Genomic DNA, 15,639 nt, shown 5'->3' with positions numbered 1-15,639 from the left:
CATGGCATTCCGTGCTTTCTACGCGCTGCCGGCCGAGAACTTTTCCACGGACACCGGCCAGCACACCAACGCCGTGTACGGATTCACTTCCATGCTGATCAACCTCATCAAGGAAGAGAAGCCAACCCACCTCGCGGTTGCCTTTGACCTTGACACCCCGACCTTCCGCTCCGAGGAATATACGGAGTACAAAGGCGGCCGCAACAAGACGCCCGAGGAATTCCACGGCCAGGTGGACCTCATCATCAAGGTGATGGAAGCCATGCGCATCCCCACCCTGTCCATGGACGGCTACGAGGCCGACGACATCCTGGCAACGCTGGCGGAGAAGGCGTCCGCCAGGAACTGGGACGTCATGATCGTCTCGGGGGACCGGGATGCCTTCCAGCTCGTGGATGACCGCGTCACCGTCTTCTATCCCAAGAAGGGCGTCTCCGACCTGCCGCGCATGGACGCCGCCGCCGTCGAGGCGAAGTACCTGGTGCCGCCGGACAAGTATTCCGACCTGGCGGCCCTGGTCGGCGAGTCCGCAGACAACCTTCCGGGCGTGCCCGGCGTCGGCCCCAAAACGGCGGCCAAGTGGATCAAGCAGTACGGCGGCCTTGAGGGCATCCTGGAGAACCTGGACAGCATCAAGGGCAAGGTGGGGGATTCGCTCCGCGCCAACATCGAGGACGTCAAGCGCAACCGCCGCCTGAACCGGCTCCTGCGGGACCTGGACCTGCCGGTGGACCTGGAGGCCATGTCCGCGCGGCGCCCCGACCGTGAAGCCATTGAAGAGCTTTTCGATGCCCTGCAGTTCAATGCGCTGCGCAAGCGGCTGTTCGATATTTACGGCGAAGAGGAAACCGCCTCCGCGGGCCGGGAGCTCACCCCTCCGGAGCATGTGCTGATCGGCGGCGCGGCGGCGCTGAAGGACTGGATTGCGTCCACCAACCAGGCCAAGACAGCGGTTCAGCTGGTCACCGAGGGTGCGGCGGCGGGGCGCGACGTCGTCGGGCTGGCTTTGGTCACCAACACGGTGGCCGCCTATGTGCCGCTCACCGAGATCGACGCCGAAACGGAGCAGGTGCTCGCCGGTTGGCTGTCCGACCTTGATGCGCCGAAGGTGGTGCATGACTTCAAGGAGGCCTACAAGGCCCTGGCCGGACGGGGACTGCACCTGGCCGGAGTGGTGGATGACACCACCGTTTCGGGGTACCTGATCCAGCCGGACCGCCGCAGCTATGACCTCGCGGACCTGAGCCAGCACCATCTGCGGATGTCTCTGGCTCCGGCGGCTGCGGGGAGCAACCAGCTGCAGCTTCAGCTTGAAGAAGTGGATGTGGCCACGCCGGCCGTCATGGAAGCCTTCGCCGCGCTGCAGCTCAGCGACCACTTTGCCGGACAGCTGGTGGAGCGCGGGGCCAACCAGCTCCTCGGCGGGCTTGAACTGCCGCTGGCCGAGGTCCTGGCTGAAATGGAACTGGCCGGCATCGCCGTCGACACCGAAAAGCTGGACCGGCTGCTGGATGATTTCAGCGCCACGATTGCCCGGGCCAGCAGCGAAGCCTTCGCCATTATCGGCAAGGAAATCAACCTCGGTTCGCCCAAGCAGCTGCAGGTGGTCCTCTTCGATGAACTTGGCCTGCCCAAGACCAAGAAGATCAAGACCGGCTACTCCACCGACGCCGATGCCCTGGCGGACCTGATGGTCAAGACGGGAGGGCATCCGTTCCTCGCGAACCTGATGGCCTACCGTGACGCCACCAAGCTGCGCCAGACGGTGGAGGGGCTGCGCAAAGCAGTGTCCGACGACGGCCGCGTGCACACCACATATGTCCAGACAGCCGCGGCCACCGGACGGCTCTCCTCCACCAACCCGAACCTGCAGAACATTCCGATCCGCTCCGAAGAGGGCCGGCGCATCCGCGAAGTCTTCACCGTGGGCGAGGGTTACGAGACGCTGCTGACGGCCGACTACTCGCAGGTGGAAATGCGCATCATGGCCCACCTGTCCGGCGACGAGGGCCTCATCCAGGCGTTCCGCGACGGCGAGGACCTGCACCGGTTTGTCGGCGCGCACATCTTCGGTGTCCCGCCGGAGGAAGTCACCAGCGCCATGCGCTCCAAGGTCAAGGCCATGTCCTACGGCCTGGTTTACGGGCTAAGTTCCTTTGGCCTGTCCAAGCAGCTGGCCATTCCGGTGGACGAGGCCCGGACGCTGATGCGCGATTACTTCGACCGTTTCGGTGCCGTGCGGGACTACCTGCGCGGCGTCGTCGAACAGGCCCGCAAGGACGGATTCACCTCCACCATCGAAGGCCGCCGCCGCTACCTTCCGGATTTGTCCAGCGACAACCGGCAGCTGCGCGAGATGGCCGAACGCGCTGCCCTGAACGCCCCCATCCAGGGTTCCGCAGCGGACATCATCAAGAAGGCCATGCTTGGCGTGGACGCGGAGCTGAAGGCACAGGACCTGAAATCCCGCATGCTGCTGCAGGTCCATGATGAACTGGTGCTCGAAGTCGCCCCCGGGGAGCGGGACGCGGTGGAGAAGCTGGTCCGTGAACAGATGGGCGCAGCAGCGGACCTGTCCGTTCCGCTGGACGTCTCCGTGGGAATCGGTGTGAGCTGGCACGAAGCCGGGCACTAACACCGGAGCCCGCAACGGGCAGTACCTCAGCAACTCAGTAACTCAAACAACAGGGGGATCATGCAGACGGATACAGGACTGCGGCTGGAGTCATTCTCGCCGGGGTACGACGACGACGCTGATCCCCCTGCCGCTGATGCCAGGACCGCCAATTGGTTCGAAGCGGTGCGGCTCGGTTTCCACGAACCGCGTGCCGACGCGGCCCTCCTGCCCGCCATGGTGGACGCCTACCGGCGGGACGGGCGCGTCCTGACCGCCGTGTACGACGACGAGGCGCCGGACTTCGCGTGGGACCCGGCGATTCCCGTGGCCACCTACGCCACCATGGTCAATACCCTGAACGTCGGTGCCGGGCAGCTGCTGCCGGCCCACCTGGTGACCTGCGTGACGGTGCGTCCCACGCACCGCCGGCGCGGCATCCTGCGCCGGATGATCACCGCGGATCTCACCGGGGCCAAGGAGTCCGGCCTGGCAGTGGCGGCACTGACGGCGTCGGAAGCCACCATCTACGGCCGTTTCGGCTTCGGTGCGGCCACTGCCACGGCGGAGGTGGCTGTCGACACCCGCGGCGGACTCGCCTTCCGGTCTCCTTCCGCGGGGACCGCTGTGGTTGCCGACAACGCCAAGCTGCAGGAGCTGGCGCCGCAGATCTTCCGCGCACACCTGGAGCGGACCCCGGGCGCGCTCGGCCGGCAGTACGCGTACGCGCTGCGTGCCTCGGGGACCTGGAGCGAACACACCAGCGAACCCGACAAGGCGCTGCGTGCGGTTGTCCACTACGATGCCGCCGGCATCCCCGACGGCTATGCCACCTACAAGTTCAAGGGCTGGGATACGCAGCCGGAGACCATCAAGATCACGGACCTCATTGCGGCAAGCGACGAGGCCTACCGGGAACTGTGGCGCTTCCTCGGCTCGATCGACCTCGTGGACCGCCTCACCTACGGTGCGGCACCCCTGGCCGACCCGCTGCCCTGGATGCTCGCCGACCGGCGCCGGCACGAGGTATCCGGAGTCGAAGACGTGCTGTGGCTGCGGATCCTGGACACCCCGACGGCCCTTGAGGCCCGGCACTACACGGGCAGCGGCGCCGTCGTTCTTACCGTGGCCGACCCGCTGGGCCTTGCCGACGGCGTCTTCCATGTCAGTGCCGACGGCGGCCGCGGAACCGTGACGCGCCTTGACGGCAGCGCGGCTCCGGCCGGTAATGCCGTGCCGCCGGGCGTTCCCGCCGCAGAGGTCGACGCCGATGCCCTGGGATCGCTGTATCTGGGCGGCGTCAGCGCACTGACGCTGGCCGCCGCCGGGGGAATACGCGGCAGCCGGGAGGCGTTGGACACCCTTGATGCACTTTTTACCGCGGGTACTGCACCCTACTGCAACACGCATTTCTGATTACCCGCGTCAAAGTACTCCCGGTGCTTTGACCTGAGTTGCGCGCTGCGGCTAGACTGATCTGGCGCGTAATTGCGCAGTACGTAACCAATTCTGTCCATCTCCGGACAAACAAGCACTGTCTTGAGGCAGGCCCGAACGGCTGCTCTGAGTTCGGTGGGAGCGCATCCGGAATACAAAACAACTTCCACATCGGAGTCCCAACTACATGACCATCACCACCACCGAGAAGTCCGGTACCCCGCAGGTCGCTATCAACGACATCGGTACTGCCGAGGACTTCCTCGCCGCCATTGACGCAACGATCAAGTACTTCAACGACGGCGATCTCGTCGAAGGTACCGTCGTCAAGGTTGACCGCGACGAGGTCCTGCTCGACATCGGTTACAAGACCGAGGGTGTCATCCCTTCCCGTGAGCTTTCCATCAAGCACGACGTTGATCCCGGAGACGTAGTTTCCGTCGGCGATCTGGTCGAAGCTTTGGTTCTCACCAAGGAAGACAAAGAAGGCCGCCTGATTCTCTCCAAGAAGCGCGCACAGTACGAGCGCGCCTGGGGCGACATCGAGAAGGTCAAGGAAGAAGACGGCGTCGTTACCGGTACCGTCATCGAGGTTGTCAAGGGTGGCCTCATCCTGGACATCGGCCTGCGCGGCTTCCTGCCGGCCTCCCTCGTCGAGATGCGTCGTGTCCGCGACCTGGCTCCGTACATCGGCCAGCAGATCGAAGCCAAGATCATCGAACTGGACAAGAACCGCAACAACGTTGTTCTGTCCCGCCGTGCATGGCTCGAGCAGACGCAGTCCGAGGTTCGCTCCACGTTCCTCAACAAGCTGGAAAAGGGCCAGGTTCGTCCGGGCGTTGTTTCCTCCATCGTCAACTTCGGTGCATTCGTGGACCTGGGCGGCGTAGACGGTCTCGTCCACGTTTCCGAGCTGTCCTGGAAGCACATCGACCACCCCTCCGAGGTTGTTGAAGTTGGCCAGGAAGTCACCGTTGAGGTTCTGGAAGTTGACCTTGACCGCGAGCGTGTCTCCCTGTCGCTGAAGGCTACGCAGGAAGATCCGTGGCAGACCTTCGCCCGCACCCACGCCCTGGGCCAGGTTGTGCCGGGTAAGGTCACCAAGCTGGTTCCGTTCGGTGCGTTCGTTCGCGTCGAAGACGGCATCGAAGGCCTGGTCCACATCTCCGAGCTGGCAGTCCGCCACGTAGAGCTGGCCGAGCAGGTTGTCTCCGTTGGAGATGAACTGTTCGTCAAGGTCATCGACATCGACCTCGAGCGTCGCCGGATCTCCCTGTCGCTGAAGCAGGCCAACGAGGGTGTAGACCCCGAGGGCACCGAGTTCGACCCGGCTCTGTACGGCATGGCCGCAGAGTACGACGAAGCCGGCAACTACAAGTACCCGGAGGGCTTCGACCCCGAGTCCAACGAATGGCTCGAAGGCTACGAGACCCAGCGTGCAGCTTGGGAGCAGCAGTACGCTGACGCCCAGGCCCGCTGGGAAGCCCACAAGAAGCAGGTTGCACAGCACGCTTCCGAGGACATCGCAGCTGCTTCGGACACGTCCGAATCCGGCACCACGAGCTACTCCTCCGAGCCGGCCGTTGCTGAGACGGGTGCCGGCACGCTGGCTTCCGACGAAGCACTTGCCGCTCTGCGCGAGAAGCTCACGGGCAACTAATTTCCTTCGGTTGAACTAACCGGTTGAAATAGCCAAAAAAGCAGGCCCCCACTTCGGTGGGGGCCTGCTTTTTGTATGGGTTCTTCTTTAGGCGGCCGGGCACGGGCGGCTGACGCGCCCGGCGAGGGGACGGGCCTGATCCGGCTCCACGGGTGGGAACCCACGGACCCGTCATCGCCGCCGCGCGCCGACCCTTACTTTGACACCTTTCCCAGCCGGGAACATTGAGCCCCGGCCCGCTGTCAGGCCCGCGCGTCGTTGGCGTAGCGCAGGCCGAGCTGGGCCCGGGCGCCGTCGAGCAGTTCCATGGTCCGCAGAGTATCCGCGAGGGGCATGGTCGGGCTCTCCGTGAGGCCCTGCTGGATGCAGCGGGTCACTTCCCGCAGCTGGTAGGTGTAGCCCGCACCGGCGGGGTCGAAGGTCTCGACCCGCGCTCCGCCCGGGCCGTGCACGTGCAGTTCGGTGGGATTGGGGATCTGGCCGCCGCCGGTCCGCAGCCAGCCGCGGCTGCAGGCAATGGTGGCACTGCCCGGTCCCGACGCAGAGATCGACAATGAGAGCTGGGCGTGCCGGCCGTCGTCGTACCGCAGGGTCAGCGCGTTCTGGGTGTCAACACCGCTTTCATTGAGCACGCCTGATGCAGTGACGCTGTCCGGAAAACCCAGGGCGCCGAAGGCCCATGTCAGCGTATAGACGGAGAGATCCAGCAGGGCACCGCCGCCGGCGGCCGGATCCCACATTCGGCTGGTCGGATCCACAGGAGCGGCGAAACCGAGGTCGGCCTGCACCCAGGAAGGGATGCCGAGCTCGCCGGAGGCCAGGATGTCCCAGGCCCGGTTGGTGCTGGGCAGGAAGCGGGTCCACAGCGCTTCCATCAGGAACAGGTTCCGGCTGCGCGCCAGCTCGATGAGTTCGGCTGCTTCTGCCGCATTCACCGTGAACGGCTTCTCGCACAGGACGTGCTTGCCGTGCTCAAGGGCGCTTTTAGCGACGTCGTAGTGCTGGGCGTGCGGAGTAGTGATGTAAACAACGTCCACGGCAGGGTCCGCGAACATGGCCTCAAACCCGGACAGCCCGGACGTGTCGGAATACGTGGCCGCGAAACCGAAACGCTCGGCAAAGTCCGCCGCTTTGGCGGCACTGCGGGAGCTGACCGCATAGAGCACGGCGTCCTCGAGCAGGGCAATGTCGGCGGTGACTTTCCCGGCGATACCGCCGGTGGCAACCACGCCCCAGTTCAACGGGCGGCCGGTCGCGGCCAGGGGAGAGGGAGCGCCTTCTTCGGCGCAGGGCGGACGGACAAAGTGTCGTTGCTCGATGGTGCGGGTCATGCGGACGTAGCTCCTCTGCGGATGATGTGGACCAGGGGGTGAAAGTCTAGGCGGATTCCCGGACGACGAGGGACGTGGGCAGCCGGTGGACCCGTTCAGCCGGGCGGCCTTCGATCAGCTCCACCAGCAGCTCCGCCATTTTCTCGCCCAGTGCAGCAATCGGATGGTGGATGGTGGTGAGCGCGGGGCTGAGGCTGGTGGCGTAATAGTCGTCGTCGAAGCCGACGACGGCGATATCCTCCGGGATGCGCAGTCCGCGTTCCTTGATCACCGAGTAGGCGCCGGCAGCCATCTGGTCATTCGCAGCAAAAAGTCCGTCCAGCGGCTTGCCGCGGTCCAGCAGCCGGCGCATGGCGGCAGCGCCCGACGTCACGGTGAAGTCACCCGTTTCCACGAGGGCATCATCGAGGCCGGCCGCACGCAGGGACGACCTCCAGCCGGCGAGGCGGTCCACGCCCGGCGGCATGTCCTGCGGGCCGGCAATGGTGGCGATATGGCGGCGTCCGTCCTCGATGAGCCTGGTTGTGGCATCAAAGGCGCCCTCTTCGTTGTCCACCTCCACGAAGTAGCTGTCGGCCACCCCCATCAGGGGACGGCCGGCGAAAACGAGCGGAAGGGAGCCGTTTAGGTGCGCCCAGGAGTGGTCCCCGCTGTGGTGGGACACCACGAGGACGCCGTCCACGTTGCCGCCCAGCAGGTACCGGCGGGTTTTCTCCGGGTTCGCTTCCGAGGAGGTAACCATGTTCAGCATGTAATCAGTGGTGTTCAAATACCGGGCGACGCCCTCCACGACGGTGGCGAAAAACGGATCCGCGAAAACCTTGGACGTGGATTCCGGGACCAACAGCGTCACCGTATAGGTCCGCCGGCTGGCCAGGGTGCGTGCCGCCCGGTTCGGGACGTAGTTCAGCGTACGGACTGCCTGCTCCACGGAACGGGCCAGATGCGGGTCAACGGACGGGGCGCCGTTGACCACGCGCGAGACTGTTGCCCGGGATACCCCTGCCAGGGCCGCCACCATTTCGAGCGTGGGGGCGGGCCTGGCAGAGCCGGATTCGGTGCTCACTGTGTTCTCCCTGCACTGTCGGTCCGGGGGTGGGGCTGGCTTTCCACTGTACCGGCGGGCTTCACACAGCCGGCGCCGCGGCGCGGCTGGCAGCAATCATACGGCTGTAGGCCCGGCCGCTGTCCTTCACGGTGCGCTGCTGGGTATCGTAGTCAACCCGGACAATCCCGAAGCGCCTGCTGTAACCCCAGGACCATTCGAAGTTGTCCAGCAGCGACCAGACGAAGTAGCCGCGGACGTCGGCTCCGGCATGGATGGCCCGGCCGACCGCATCGATGTGGTCGAGGATATACTGCGTGCGCTCTGGGTCGGGCACGGTCCCGTCCGCGCTGACGGCGTCGTCGTACGCCGCACCGTTTTCGGTGACGTAGAGCGGCGGGAGGGACGGGTACTCCTCGCCGAGCCGCACCAGGAGCTTGCGCAGGCCGTCGGGGTTCACTTCCCAGTCCATGGCCGTGCGGGGCAGGCCGCGGCTGGGGAAGGTGATGTGTTCGGCGCCGATCCAGCACGAGGCGGCTTCCTTGCCGGCGCCCCCGCCATGGCCGTCAGCTCCGGTGGTGTCCGGATGGCCGCTGATCATGTCGTCGTGGTAGTGGTTCACGCCGAGGAAGTCGATGGGCGCTCCGATGACGTCCAGGTCTCCGGGCCGGATGACCTCGCCAAGTCCAAACCGTTCCAGGTCCGCCAGCGTGTCCTCCGGGTAGCTGGCCAGCAGGATCGGGTCGAGGAAAATGCGGTTCTGGAGGGAATCAAAGAGCCGGGCTGCTTCCAGGTCCACGGGATCATTCGGATCGCGGGGGATCGAATTGCTCAGGTTGAGGGTGATGCCCAGGTTCTGTGCACCGCGGTTCCTCAGTTCGGTTACTGCGAGGCCATGGGCCAGATGCTGGTGATGGACTGCCGCAACGGCAGCCCGGGGCTCCTGGCGGCCCGGAGCATGGACCCCGGACCCGTAGCCCAGCAGCGAGGAGCAGAAGGGCTCGTTAAACGTGGTCCAGTGCTGCACCCGGTCGCCCAGGGCGGAGTAGACGTCGTTGGCGTAGTCCACGAACCGGTAGGCCGTGTCCCGGTTGGCCCAGCCGCCCTTTTCTTCCAGCGCCTGCGGAAGGTCCCAGTGGTAGAGGGTGAGCCAGGGCAGGATGCCGGCCCCGAGGAGTTCATCCACCAGCCGGGAGTAGAAGTCCAGGCCCTTGGCATTGGCGCTGCGGCCGCCGGGCCGCACGCGGGCCCAGCTGGTGGAAAAACGGTAGGAGTCCAGTCCCAGGTCCTTCATGAGGGCCACGTCGGCGGGCATCCGGTGGTAATGGTCCACGGCAACTGCGGGGGTGTCTCCGTTGAGGATGTTTCCGGGAGCGGCGGCAAAGGCGTCCCAGACGGAGTCCTCCTTGCCGTCTTCGCGTGCCGCTCCCTCAACCTGGGCCGCGGCGGTTGCCGATCCCCAGATGAAACCGTCCGGCCAGGTGTTCTCCACCGGGATGTTGATTGTCATTAGCCCTTCACTGCTCCCTGCATAATTCCGGATATAAGTTGTTTGCCTGCCAGTACAAAGAGAACGAGCAGGGGGATGGTTGCCAGCACTGCGCCGGTCAGGACCACCGAGTAGTCCACATAGCGGGCGGACGACAGCTGGCTGAGCGCGGTTTGAAGCGTGGGATTGCCCGCATCAAGGACCAGCAGCGGCCAGAGGAAGTCGGTCCAGGCCATCATGAACGTGAACAGGCTCAGGATGGCCATGGCCGGCTTGGCCGCCGGCAGTGCCACATGCCAGAAGGTCCTGATCATGTTGGCGCCGTCCATGCGGGCGGATTCGATCAGCTCATCGGGGATGACGTCCACCAGGTACTGGCGCATGAAGAACACGCCGAACGCCGTGACGAGGCTCGGGATGATTACGGCCCCGATTTCACCCGTCCAGCCGAAGGTCCGCATCACCATGAAGAGCGGAATGATGCCCAGCTGGGTGGGGATGGCCATCGTGGCCACCACCGCCACCATCAGGGCGCCGCTTCCGCGGAACTTGAGCTTGGCGAAGGCGTAGCCTGCCAGCGTGGAGAATGTCACCACCGAAACCGTGATGATCGTGGAGATGAGAATACTGTTCCAGAGGGCGGTCCAGAACGGAATGGTGCCAAAAACCTCCGCGACGTTGGTCCAGAAGTTTCCGCCCGGAAGCAGCGGGGGCCACTCCAGCCCCAGTGCTTCATTTGTCCGGCTGCCGACGACAAAGGACCACCACAGCGGATAGGAGGAGCCCAGGAAGAAGGCCAGGAGCAGTCCGTAGGTCAGGTAGCCGGGCTTCAGTCCGTTGCCGAAGATCCGCTGGCGAAGCGGCCTGCCGGTGCGGGCGGGCGCGGAGGTTCTCCGCGCCGTGTTTTTTTCCAGGAGGCTCATTTGCGTTTCCCTTCGGCGCGGCGCTGTGCCCGGTTTCCCGGTTTCTTTGCATCGGCGGACGCAATCCGTTTGGAGATGGAGAAGTTGACGATGCCGATAATCACGATGAGCAGGAACAGCAGCCAGGCAATGGCCGAAGCCTTGCCGAAGTTCTGCCGCTGGAAGCCCATCTCCCACAGATAGAGCACGGTGGTTTGGAACTGGCGCTGGGCGCCGCCGGCGTCCGTGGGATCGAAGAGGCGCGGTTCGGCGAAGATCTGCAGACCGCCGATGGTGGAGGTGATGATGACAAAGATCATGGTGGGCCGGATGCTCGGCAGCGTGATGCTGAAGAAGCGTCGGAAAGCTCCGGCTCCGTCGATCGCCGCCGACTCATAGATGTCGCGGGGAACCGCCTGCATGGCGGCGAGGAGGATCAGCGCGTTGTAGCCGGTCCACCGCCAGTTGACCATCGTGGCGATCGCTATGTGGCTCGGCAGGGTGTCGGTCCGCCACATGATCGGATCAATGCCGAAGTTGCCCAGCAGGTTGTTGATCAGCCCCTGGTCCTCGCCGAACATGTTGGTGAAGATCATGGCGACCGCCACCGGGGTAACGACGTAGGGCAGGAGCACGCTCATCCGCCAGAACGTCTTGGCCCTCAGGTTCTGGTCCAGGACCGCGGCGATGAACAGGGCGGCGACGAGCTGCGGGATCGCGGAGAGCAGGAAGATGCTCATCGTGTTTCCCAGTGAGTTCCAGAAGAACCGGTCCTGCAGCACCTCGGTGAAGTTGGACAGTCCGACGAACTCGCCCTGCCCCTTGAGGAGGTGCCAGTCGTGCAGCGAGACGAAGAAGGTGTAGACCAGCGGAAAGAGGCCCACCAGCGCGAAGAGCAGAAAGAAAGGGGAGATGTACAGGTACGGGGAGTATTTGAGGTCCCAGCCGCTGAGGCGGTATTTGAACGGGGACTTGGTCTTGGGTGGCGCCGCAGCGGGTGCGGGGCGTTTCACGGTTACGGTCATGGCGATTCTCGCAGTCCATCCGGGGGCCTCCGGCACTGCCGGAGGCCCCGCGCTCGACGATTTGCTAGTTGTTGACTACGAGCTCGTTCAGGAGCTTCATGGCCTCATTCCAGGAGGCTTCACCGTCAGCAGCGCCTGCATCAAGCTGACCCAGTGCGGCGCTGAACACCTTGTCCTGGATGATTGAGTCCTGGGGACCCTTGAACTGCGCCTTCACGCCTTCCGCACGAGAAGCGAGGATGGAACCGGTGGGGGCGTTGTTGAACAGCTCGTTCGGGGCGGCTTCTGCAGCAAGCTGCTCCTGGGCCTCGACAGTGCTGGGGAAGTTGTTGGCCGCTGCACTCTGCTTGACCTGCTGCTCCGGTGCGGTCAGCCAGGCTGCCAGCTTGGCGGCTTCTTCCTTGTGCTCCGAAGTCTCCGGGACGGAGAGGAAAGCGCCGCCCCAGTTGGAGGCACCGCCGGGGAATACATCGGCGAAGTCCCAGCCGGCTTCCGCGCCGGCTCCGGCGGATTCGAGCTGGGTCTGGATGGTGCCCAGCATCCAGCCCGGGCAGACGAAGGTTGCGAAGGATCCGTCGGTGAAGGCTTTGCCCTTGCCCCAGTCCCACTTCTTCTCGTTGGCCGACAGGCCTGCCTCGGTGCTCGAAGCCAGCTGCATGAACTGTTCCTTCATCGCGGCATTGTCCTCGATGTTCAGTTCACCGTCGGCGGTGTAGTATCCCTCGTCCATCTGGTTCACCATGGAGTTCCAGACAAAGCCTGACTGGTCGTACCAGGCCAGGCCGGTCTTGTCGTGGTACTGCTGGCCGATCTCGAAGTACTTGTCCCAGGTGGCGTCGTCTCCGCCGAAGAGTTCAGCCACCGCTTCACGGTCACTGGGCAGCCCTGCGGCTTCGAAGAGCTTGCCGTTGTAGCAGAGGCCCTGCGGGCCGATGTCGGTTCCGTAGCCAATGACCCGGCCCTCGGAATCGGTGCCCTGCTCGTACTTCCAGTCGACCCAGTTGTCCTTGATGTCCTCCGCGCCGTATTCGTTGAGGTCAACGAACTGGTCGGACACTTCCATGATGGAACCGAGCCAGCCTTCTTCAATGGCTACAACGTCGCTGAGTCCGGACCCCGCCGACAGCTTGGTGAAGGCGTCGGTCCGGGCATTTTCGCCGCGGTCAATGTTGTTGTCATTGATTTCGATGCCGGGGTTGGCGTCTTCGTACTCGGCATACAGATCCTCGTATCCGAAGGTTCCGAACGTCGTGACGCTGAGCTCAATGGGGTTCTCGGCACTGGCGGCTTCCTGGTCGCCGCCGCCGCAGCCGACGGCGAGCAGTGCCACTGCGGCGGCACCTGCGATTGCCGCTGTGGGGTATCGGAAGTTCTTCACGGTCACTCCTTTGTGTGTGGGTGGAGCAGTTTGATATCCCGGGGCAGTGGACCGTGCGTCGTGGAACTGATGAGGCCTGATCGACGGAAGCGGGAAGGGGAACAGCTGGGATGTGGATTGCTGGAACAGAGTCGTACGCTCGGGCGGGATCCGGGGTAATGCGGAACCTTCAGCTCAGAGAGCGCTCTCTTGACTTCTCCATCACACTAGGAGTGATCGGCGTCACTGTCAAGAGAGCGCTCTCTGAAATGTTTTCAGAATGTTTCAGGGAGAAGTCAGGCCTGTGGCAGGCTGCGGCTCAGACCGGCTGAAGAATCGGATTGACGGCATGGGAGCGAAGTGCGTCCGCAGCGGCTAGGGTCGACAAGCACAGGCTGCATACTGCCGGCCCTTGGATCAGCGGGAGACGAATCGACTGGGAAATGGACTCACCCGACAGTGCGCCGCGGGACGATCTGGTGGACGATGCAGAGCATGGCTTTAGGAGTGCTCACCGTTGGGTTGGTGTTTATCGCCCTCTGGATGCCCTCCACCGGAGCGACTATCGCAGCCGTCGCAGCTCTGATCCTGGGGCCCCTTCTGATCTTCACGGCGATCAAACAGATCAAGAAGCTACGCCACGAGTATCGCTACTCCGATGAAGATCGGTAATTCGCCGGTTGCTCCAGCTACCAGGTGGTGCGTCGTGGAAGTGCTCCCAGGTCCAGCTCCCTCAGGAAAGGATGGACATGTTCGAAGACATGAAATGGCTGAACGAACCTCCCCGCTTCGAGATCGGCGCAGACAGGCTGACTCTGGAAACGGCCCCTGCAACAGATTTTTGGAGGGAAACACACTACGGGTTCACCCGGGACAGCGGGCATTTTCTCCACCGGGAAGTGGACGGAGATTTTGACGTTACTGTGACGGTGTCAGGGGACTTCACCTCACTGTACGACCAGGCCGGCCTCATGATCCGCTGCGATGAGGAAACGTGGTTGAAGGCAGGCGTCGAGTTCAGCGACGGTGCACTTCAGCTCAGCACGGTTATTACCAATGGGACCTCGGACTGGTCGCTAAGTCCCTTGGAAGCAGGCCGCGACAAGATAACCCTGAGACTGATCCGCCAGGCTAAGGCCATCCATGTGCAGTACCTCAGGCAGCCGGGTTTGGCAGGGCAATGGACGAGCCTGCGGCTCGGCTATCTGCAGATCGACGGTCCATGCCAAGTTGGCGTAATGGCCTGTTCACCTGAACGCGGAGGCCTGAATGTCGGTGCCACCGACTTCAGCATCCGCCCCTCGGCGGGCATCGCCCTGCATTCCTGAAAGCCGCACCCTCCGATGGGGTGAGTTTTTCGGGCTAGTATCCACCCATGTCGATTGCCAACACTTACCGGGGTTTCGCGGAACTCGAAGCGTTCCACCCAGACCAACGAGGCCGGCCGGTGCGCTGTCCTCCTTCCTCAACGCCGCCATTGAAGGGCTGGTTGCGCTGTTGGAAGTCGGAGCCTCCGCCGGGATCTGCCTCTACCCGGACCGGTACAGCTACAGCTACCAGCGGGAGGGCGGGCAGGTCCGGATAGATCCTCCGCAGGCCGCAGACGTGCTGCTCGAATGCGAACTGCGGGGTGACTCCGCCGTCCCGACCAGGATTCCCGAGGTGATCTGGCGTGCTGGGATCGATCTGAACCCGATCGACATCACTGACCGCGGGAACCTGCAGTGGTTGGAGGCCCTCATCTGGCCTGAACACGAGGCCCGGCGCCAACGCCTCCACGCCGCCGCGGCTGTGGTCGCCGCTGATCCGCCCCTGCTCGTGGCAGGTGACCTGGACCAGGAGATTGCCAGATTGCCCGGCTGGCCCCGTCGGAGGCCACATTGGTCATCTTCCACAGCGCCGTGCTCGTGTACCTCTCCCGCCCGGAGCGGGAGCAGTTCGTGGACCAGGTGAGTGCCCTCGACTGCGTGTGGTTGAGCAATGAAGGCCTGCAGGTCCTGCCCGGCATCGCCGCCCGGATCGCCAGCCGGACACCGCCACCGGACTGTGCCTTCGTCCTAGCGAGAAACGGAGAACCGGTCGCCCTCACCGGACCCCACGGACAGTACACCCAGTCCCTGACCTGACCCGATGCCTCAGTGGCATGATGGCGCCATGACGTTTTTTCCTTCCAGTGATTGGACCGCCGCGCAATGGATCGCGGCCAGCGAGGAGCACTGGTGGAACCTAGTGACGCTGGGTCCGCCGGGATTTCCGGCGTATGCGCGGTTGCGGTTTATTGGTGATCCGTCCTACGAGGGTCAGTCCGAAAACGATGCTGTACGCCCGGGCGGCGTCCTTCCGGATGATGATCAGGTCCGCATCGCGGTGGGAACGCTGCTGCGGCACGCGGGCTCACCCGACGAAGGATATCTGCTGATGTGGGACGGCTGGGGCGAAGAGGCGTTCCCCGAGCCCGTACTTCGGACACGCCGTGTGGTGGTCCCCAACCGTGAGTACTACCTGTGCGGGGTCCCGCTGCAGGACTTCGTCTCCGGGGCGGTCAGTAACTCATGGCTGGCGGAAACGGGCCGCCCCATGCCGCCCCCTGCCTTCATCTGGCCCTCGAACCGGACCTGGTGCATCACCTCCGACGTCGATCCTCACTGGGCCGGCATCGGAGCTGATCGGGAGCCGATCGACCAGTTACTGGCTGAACCACGTATCGACGTCGTTCCGGTCGATGCGGATCAAAAACTGCCCTTTTACTCCTAGCGGCCGGGCGGCAGGATCCACTGCG

14 protein-coding genes are annotated in these 15,639 nt (G+C 64.2%); 8 read left to right on the top strand and 6 right to left on the bottom strand.

Translation table 11 applies throughout. The features are described from left to right. Position 1: 1 nt before the first annotated feature. The 3 genes from polA to rpsA all read left to right on the top strand — a co-directional run bounded on the left by polA (position 2) and on the right by rpsA (position 5,711). On the top strand, positions 2 to 2,635 hold the full coding sequence (polA, locus tag M1D40_RS10115; protein WP_461171045.1) for a DNA polymerase I: 2,634 nt from the start codon (positions 2 to 4) through the stop codon (positions 2,633 to 2,635). A 60-nt stretch (positions 2,636 to 2,695) separates the two neighbouring features. Further along, the gene (locus M1D40_RS10110) at positions 2,696 to 4,030 is read left to right on the top strand and encodes a GNAT family N-acetyltransferase (protein ID WP_461168740.1); all 1,335 of its coding nucleotides are present in this window, start codon (positions 2,696 to 2,698) and stop codon (positions 4,028 to 4,030) included. Positions 4,031 to 4,238: 208 nt separating this feature from the next. After that, on the top strand, positions 4,239 to 5,711 hold the full coding sequence (rpsA, locus tag M1D40_RS10105; protein ID WP_152218096.1) for a 30S ribosomal protein S1: 1,473 nt from the start codon (positions 4,239 to 4,241) through the stop codon (positions 5,709 to 5,711). 242 nt (positions 5,712 to 5,953) lie between these two features. Here the strand turns inward: rpsA and M1D40_RS10100 are convergent, their stop codons facing one another. From M1D40_RS10100 to M1D40_RS10075, 6 genes are all read right to left on the bottom strand, one after another. Next, on the bottom strand, positions 5,954 to 7,042 hold the full coding sequence (locus tag M1D40_RS10100; RefSeq protein ID WP_461168739.1) for a Gfo/Idh/MocA family protein: 1,089 nt from the start codon (positions 7,040 to 7,042) through the stop codon (positions 5,954 to 5,956). Between the two features lie 46 nt (positions 7,043 to 7,088). Continuing rightward, on the bottom strand, positions 7,089 to 8,063 hold the full coding sequence (locus M1D40_RS10095) for a LacI family DNA-binding transcriptional regulator (RefSeq protein ID WP_445818952.1): 975 nt from the start codon (positions 8,061 to 8,063) through the stop codon (positions 7,089 to 7,091). A gap of 106 nt (positions 8,064 to 8,169) precedes the next feature. After that, positions 8,170 to 9,597 (bottom strand): GH1 family beta-glucosidase, encoded by a 1,428-nt coding sequence (locus tag M1D40_RS10090; RefSeq protein ID WP_341395786.1) that lies wholly within the window; start codon positions 9,595 to 9,597, stop codon positions 8,170 to 8,172. Continuing rightward, positions 9,597 to 10,499 carry a carbohydrate ABC transporter permease gene (locus tag M1D40_RS10085; RefSeq protein ID WP_461168738.1) on the bottom strand — a complete coding sequence of 301 codons (903 nt, stop codon included), beginning with the start codon at positions 10,497 to 10,499 and terminating at the stop codon, positions 9,597 to 9,599. Before M1D40_RS10085 ends, M1D40_RS10090 begins: the two co-directional genes overlap by 1 nt. After that, positions 10,496 to 11,503: a carbohydrate ABC transporter permease gene (locus M1D40_RS10080; protein WP_341395788.1), complete on the bottom strand. Its 1,008-nt coding sequence runs from the start codon at positions 11,501 to 11,503 to the stop codon at positions 10,496 to 10,498. Before M1D40_RS10080 ends, M1D40_RS10085 begins: the two co-directional genes overlap by 4 nt. Before the next feature lie 64 nt (positions 11,504 to 11,567). Then, positions 11,568 to 12,881: an ABC transporter substrate-binding protein gene (locus tag M1D40_RS10075; RefSeq protein WP_461168737.1), complete on the bottom strand. Its 1,314-nt coding sequence runs from the start codon at positions 12,879 to 12,881 to the stop codon at positions 11,568 to 11,570. A gap of 474 nt (positions 12,882 to 13,355) precedes the next feature. Between M1D40_RS10075 and M1D40_RS10070 the strand changes: the two genes are divergently transcribed. The 5 genes from M1D40_RS10070 (at position 13,356) to M1D40_RS10050 (ending at position 15,614) form a co-directional block, all read left to right on the top strand. Further along, the gene (locus tag M1D40_RS10070; RefSeq protein ID WP_461168736.1) at positions 13,356 to 13,532 is read left to right on the top strand and encodes a hypothetical protein; all 177 of its coding nucleotides are present in this window, start codon (positions 13,356 to 13,358) and stop codon (positions 13,530 to 13,532) included. A 77-nt stretch (positions 13,533 to 13,609) separates the two neighbouring features. Then, on the top strand, positions 13,610 to 14,188 hold the full coding sequence (locus M1D40_RS10065) for a DUF1349 domain-containing protein (protein ID WP_461168735.1): 579 nt from the start codon (positions 13,610 to 13,612) through the stop codon (positions 14,186 to 14,188). Further along, the gene (locus M1D40_RS10060; RefSeq protein WP_461168734.1) at positions 14,130 to 14,813 is read left to right on the top strand and encodes a DUF2332 family protein; all 684 of its coding nucleotides are present in this window, start codon (positions 14,130 to 14,132) and stop codon (positions 14,811 to 14,813) included. Before M1D40_RS10065 ends, M1D40_RS10060 begins: the two co-directional genes overlap by 59 nt. After that, a complete protein-coding gene (locus M1D40_RS10055; protein ID WP_461168733.1) occupies positions 14,741 to 14,986 on the top strand; it encodes a hypothetical protein in 246 nt (81 codons plus the stop codon). The genes M1D40_RS10060 and M1D40_RS10055 overlap by 73 nt, the downstream gene beginning before the upstream one ends. Positions 14,987 to 15,014: 28 nt before the next feature. After that, a complete protein-coding gene (locus M1D40_RS10050) occupies positions 15,015 to 15,614 on the top strand; it encodes a hypothetical protein (protein ID WP_461168732.1) in 600 nt (199 codons plus the stop codon). The last annotated feature ends 25 nt before the right edge of the window (positions 15,615 to 15,639 follow it).

Source organism: Arthrobacter sp. Z1-15 (assembly GCF_054792395.1).
Note: the sequence above shows the minus strand (reverse complement) of the source record. Positions and strands in the feature narration are given on the sequence as shown.

Coding starts and splice junctions, on each gene's coding strand:
- polA (WP_461171045.1), top strand. CDS start 2: ATGGCATTCCGTGCTTTCTACGCGCTGCCGGCCGAGAACTTTTCCACG.
- M1D40_RS10110 (WP_461168740.1), top strand. CDS start 2,696: ATGCAGACGGATACAGGACTGCGGCTGGAGTCATTCTCGCCGGGGTAC.
- rpsA (WP_152218096.1), top strand. CDS start 4,239: ATGACCATCACCACCACCGAGAAGTCCGGTACCCCGCAGGTCGCTATC.
- M1D40_RS10100 (WP_461168739.1), bottom strand. CDS start 7,042: ATGACCCGCACCATCGAGCAACGACACTTTGTCCGTCCGCCCTGCGCC.
- M1D40_RS10095 (WP_445818952.1), bottom strand. CDS start 8,063: ATGGTGGCGGCCCTGGCAGGGGTATCCCGGGCAACAGTCTCGCGCGTG.
- M1D40_RS10090 (WP_341395786.1), bottom strand. CDS start 9,597: ATGACAATCAACATCCCGGTGGAGAACACCTGGCCGGACGGTTTCATC.
- M1D40_RS10085 (WP_461168738.1), bottom strand. CDS start 10,499: ATGAGCCTCCTGGAAAAAAACACGGCGCGGAGAACCTCCGCGCCCGCC.
- M1D40_RS10080 (WP_341395788.1), bottom strand. CDS start 11,503: ATGACCGTAACCGTGAAACGCCCCGCACCCGCTGCGGCGCCACCCAAG.
- M1D40_RS10070 (WP_461168736.1), top strand. CDS start 13,356: ATGGCTTTAGGAGTGCTCACCGTTGGGTTGGTGTTTATCGCCCTCTGG.
- M1D40_RS10065 (WP_461168735.1), top strand. CDS start 13,610: ATGTTCGAAGACATGAAATGGCTGAACGAACCTCCCCGCTTCGAGATC.
- M1D40_RS10060 (WP_461168734.1), top strand. CDS start 14,130: ATGTCGGTGCCACCGACTTCAGCATCCGCCCCTCGGCGGGCATCGCCC.
- M1D40_RS10050 (WP_461168732.1), top strand. CDS start 15,015: ATGACGTTTTTTCCTTCCAGTGATTGGACCGCCGCGCAATGGATCGCG.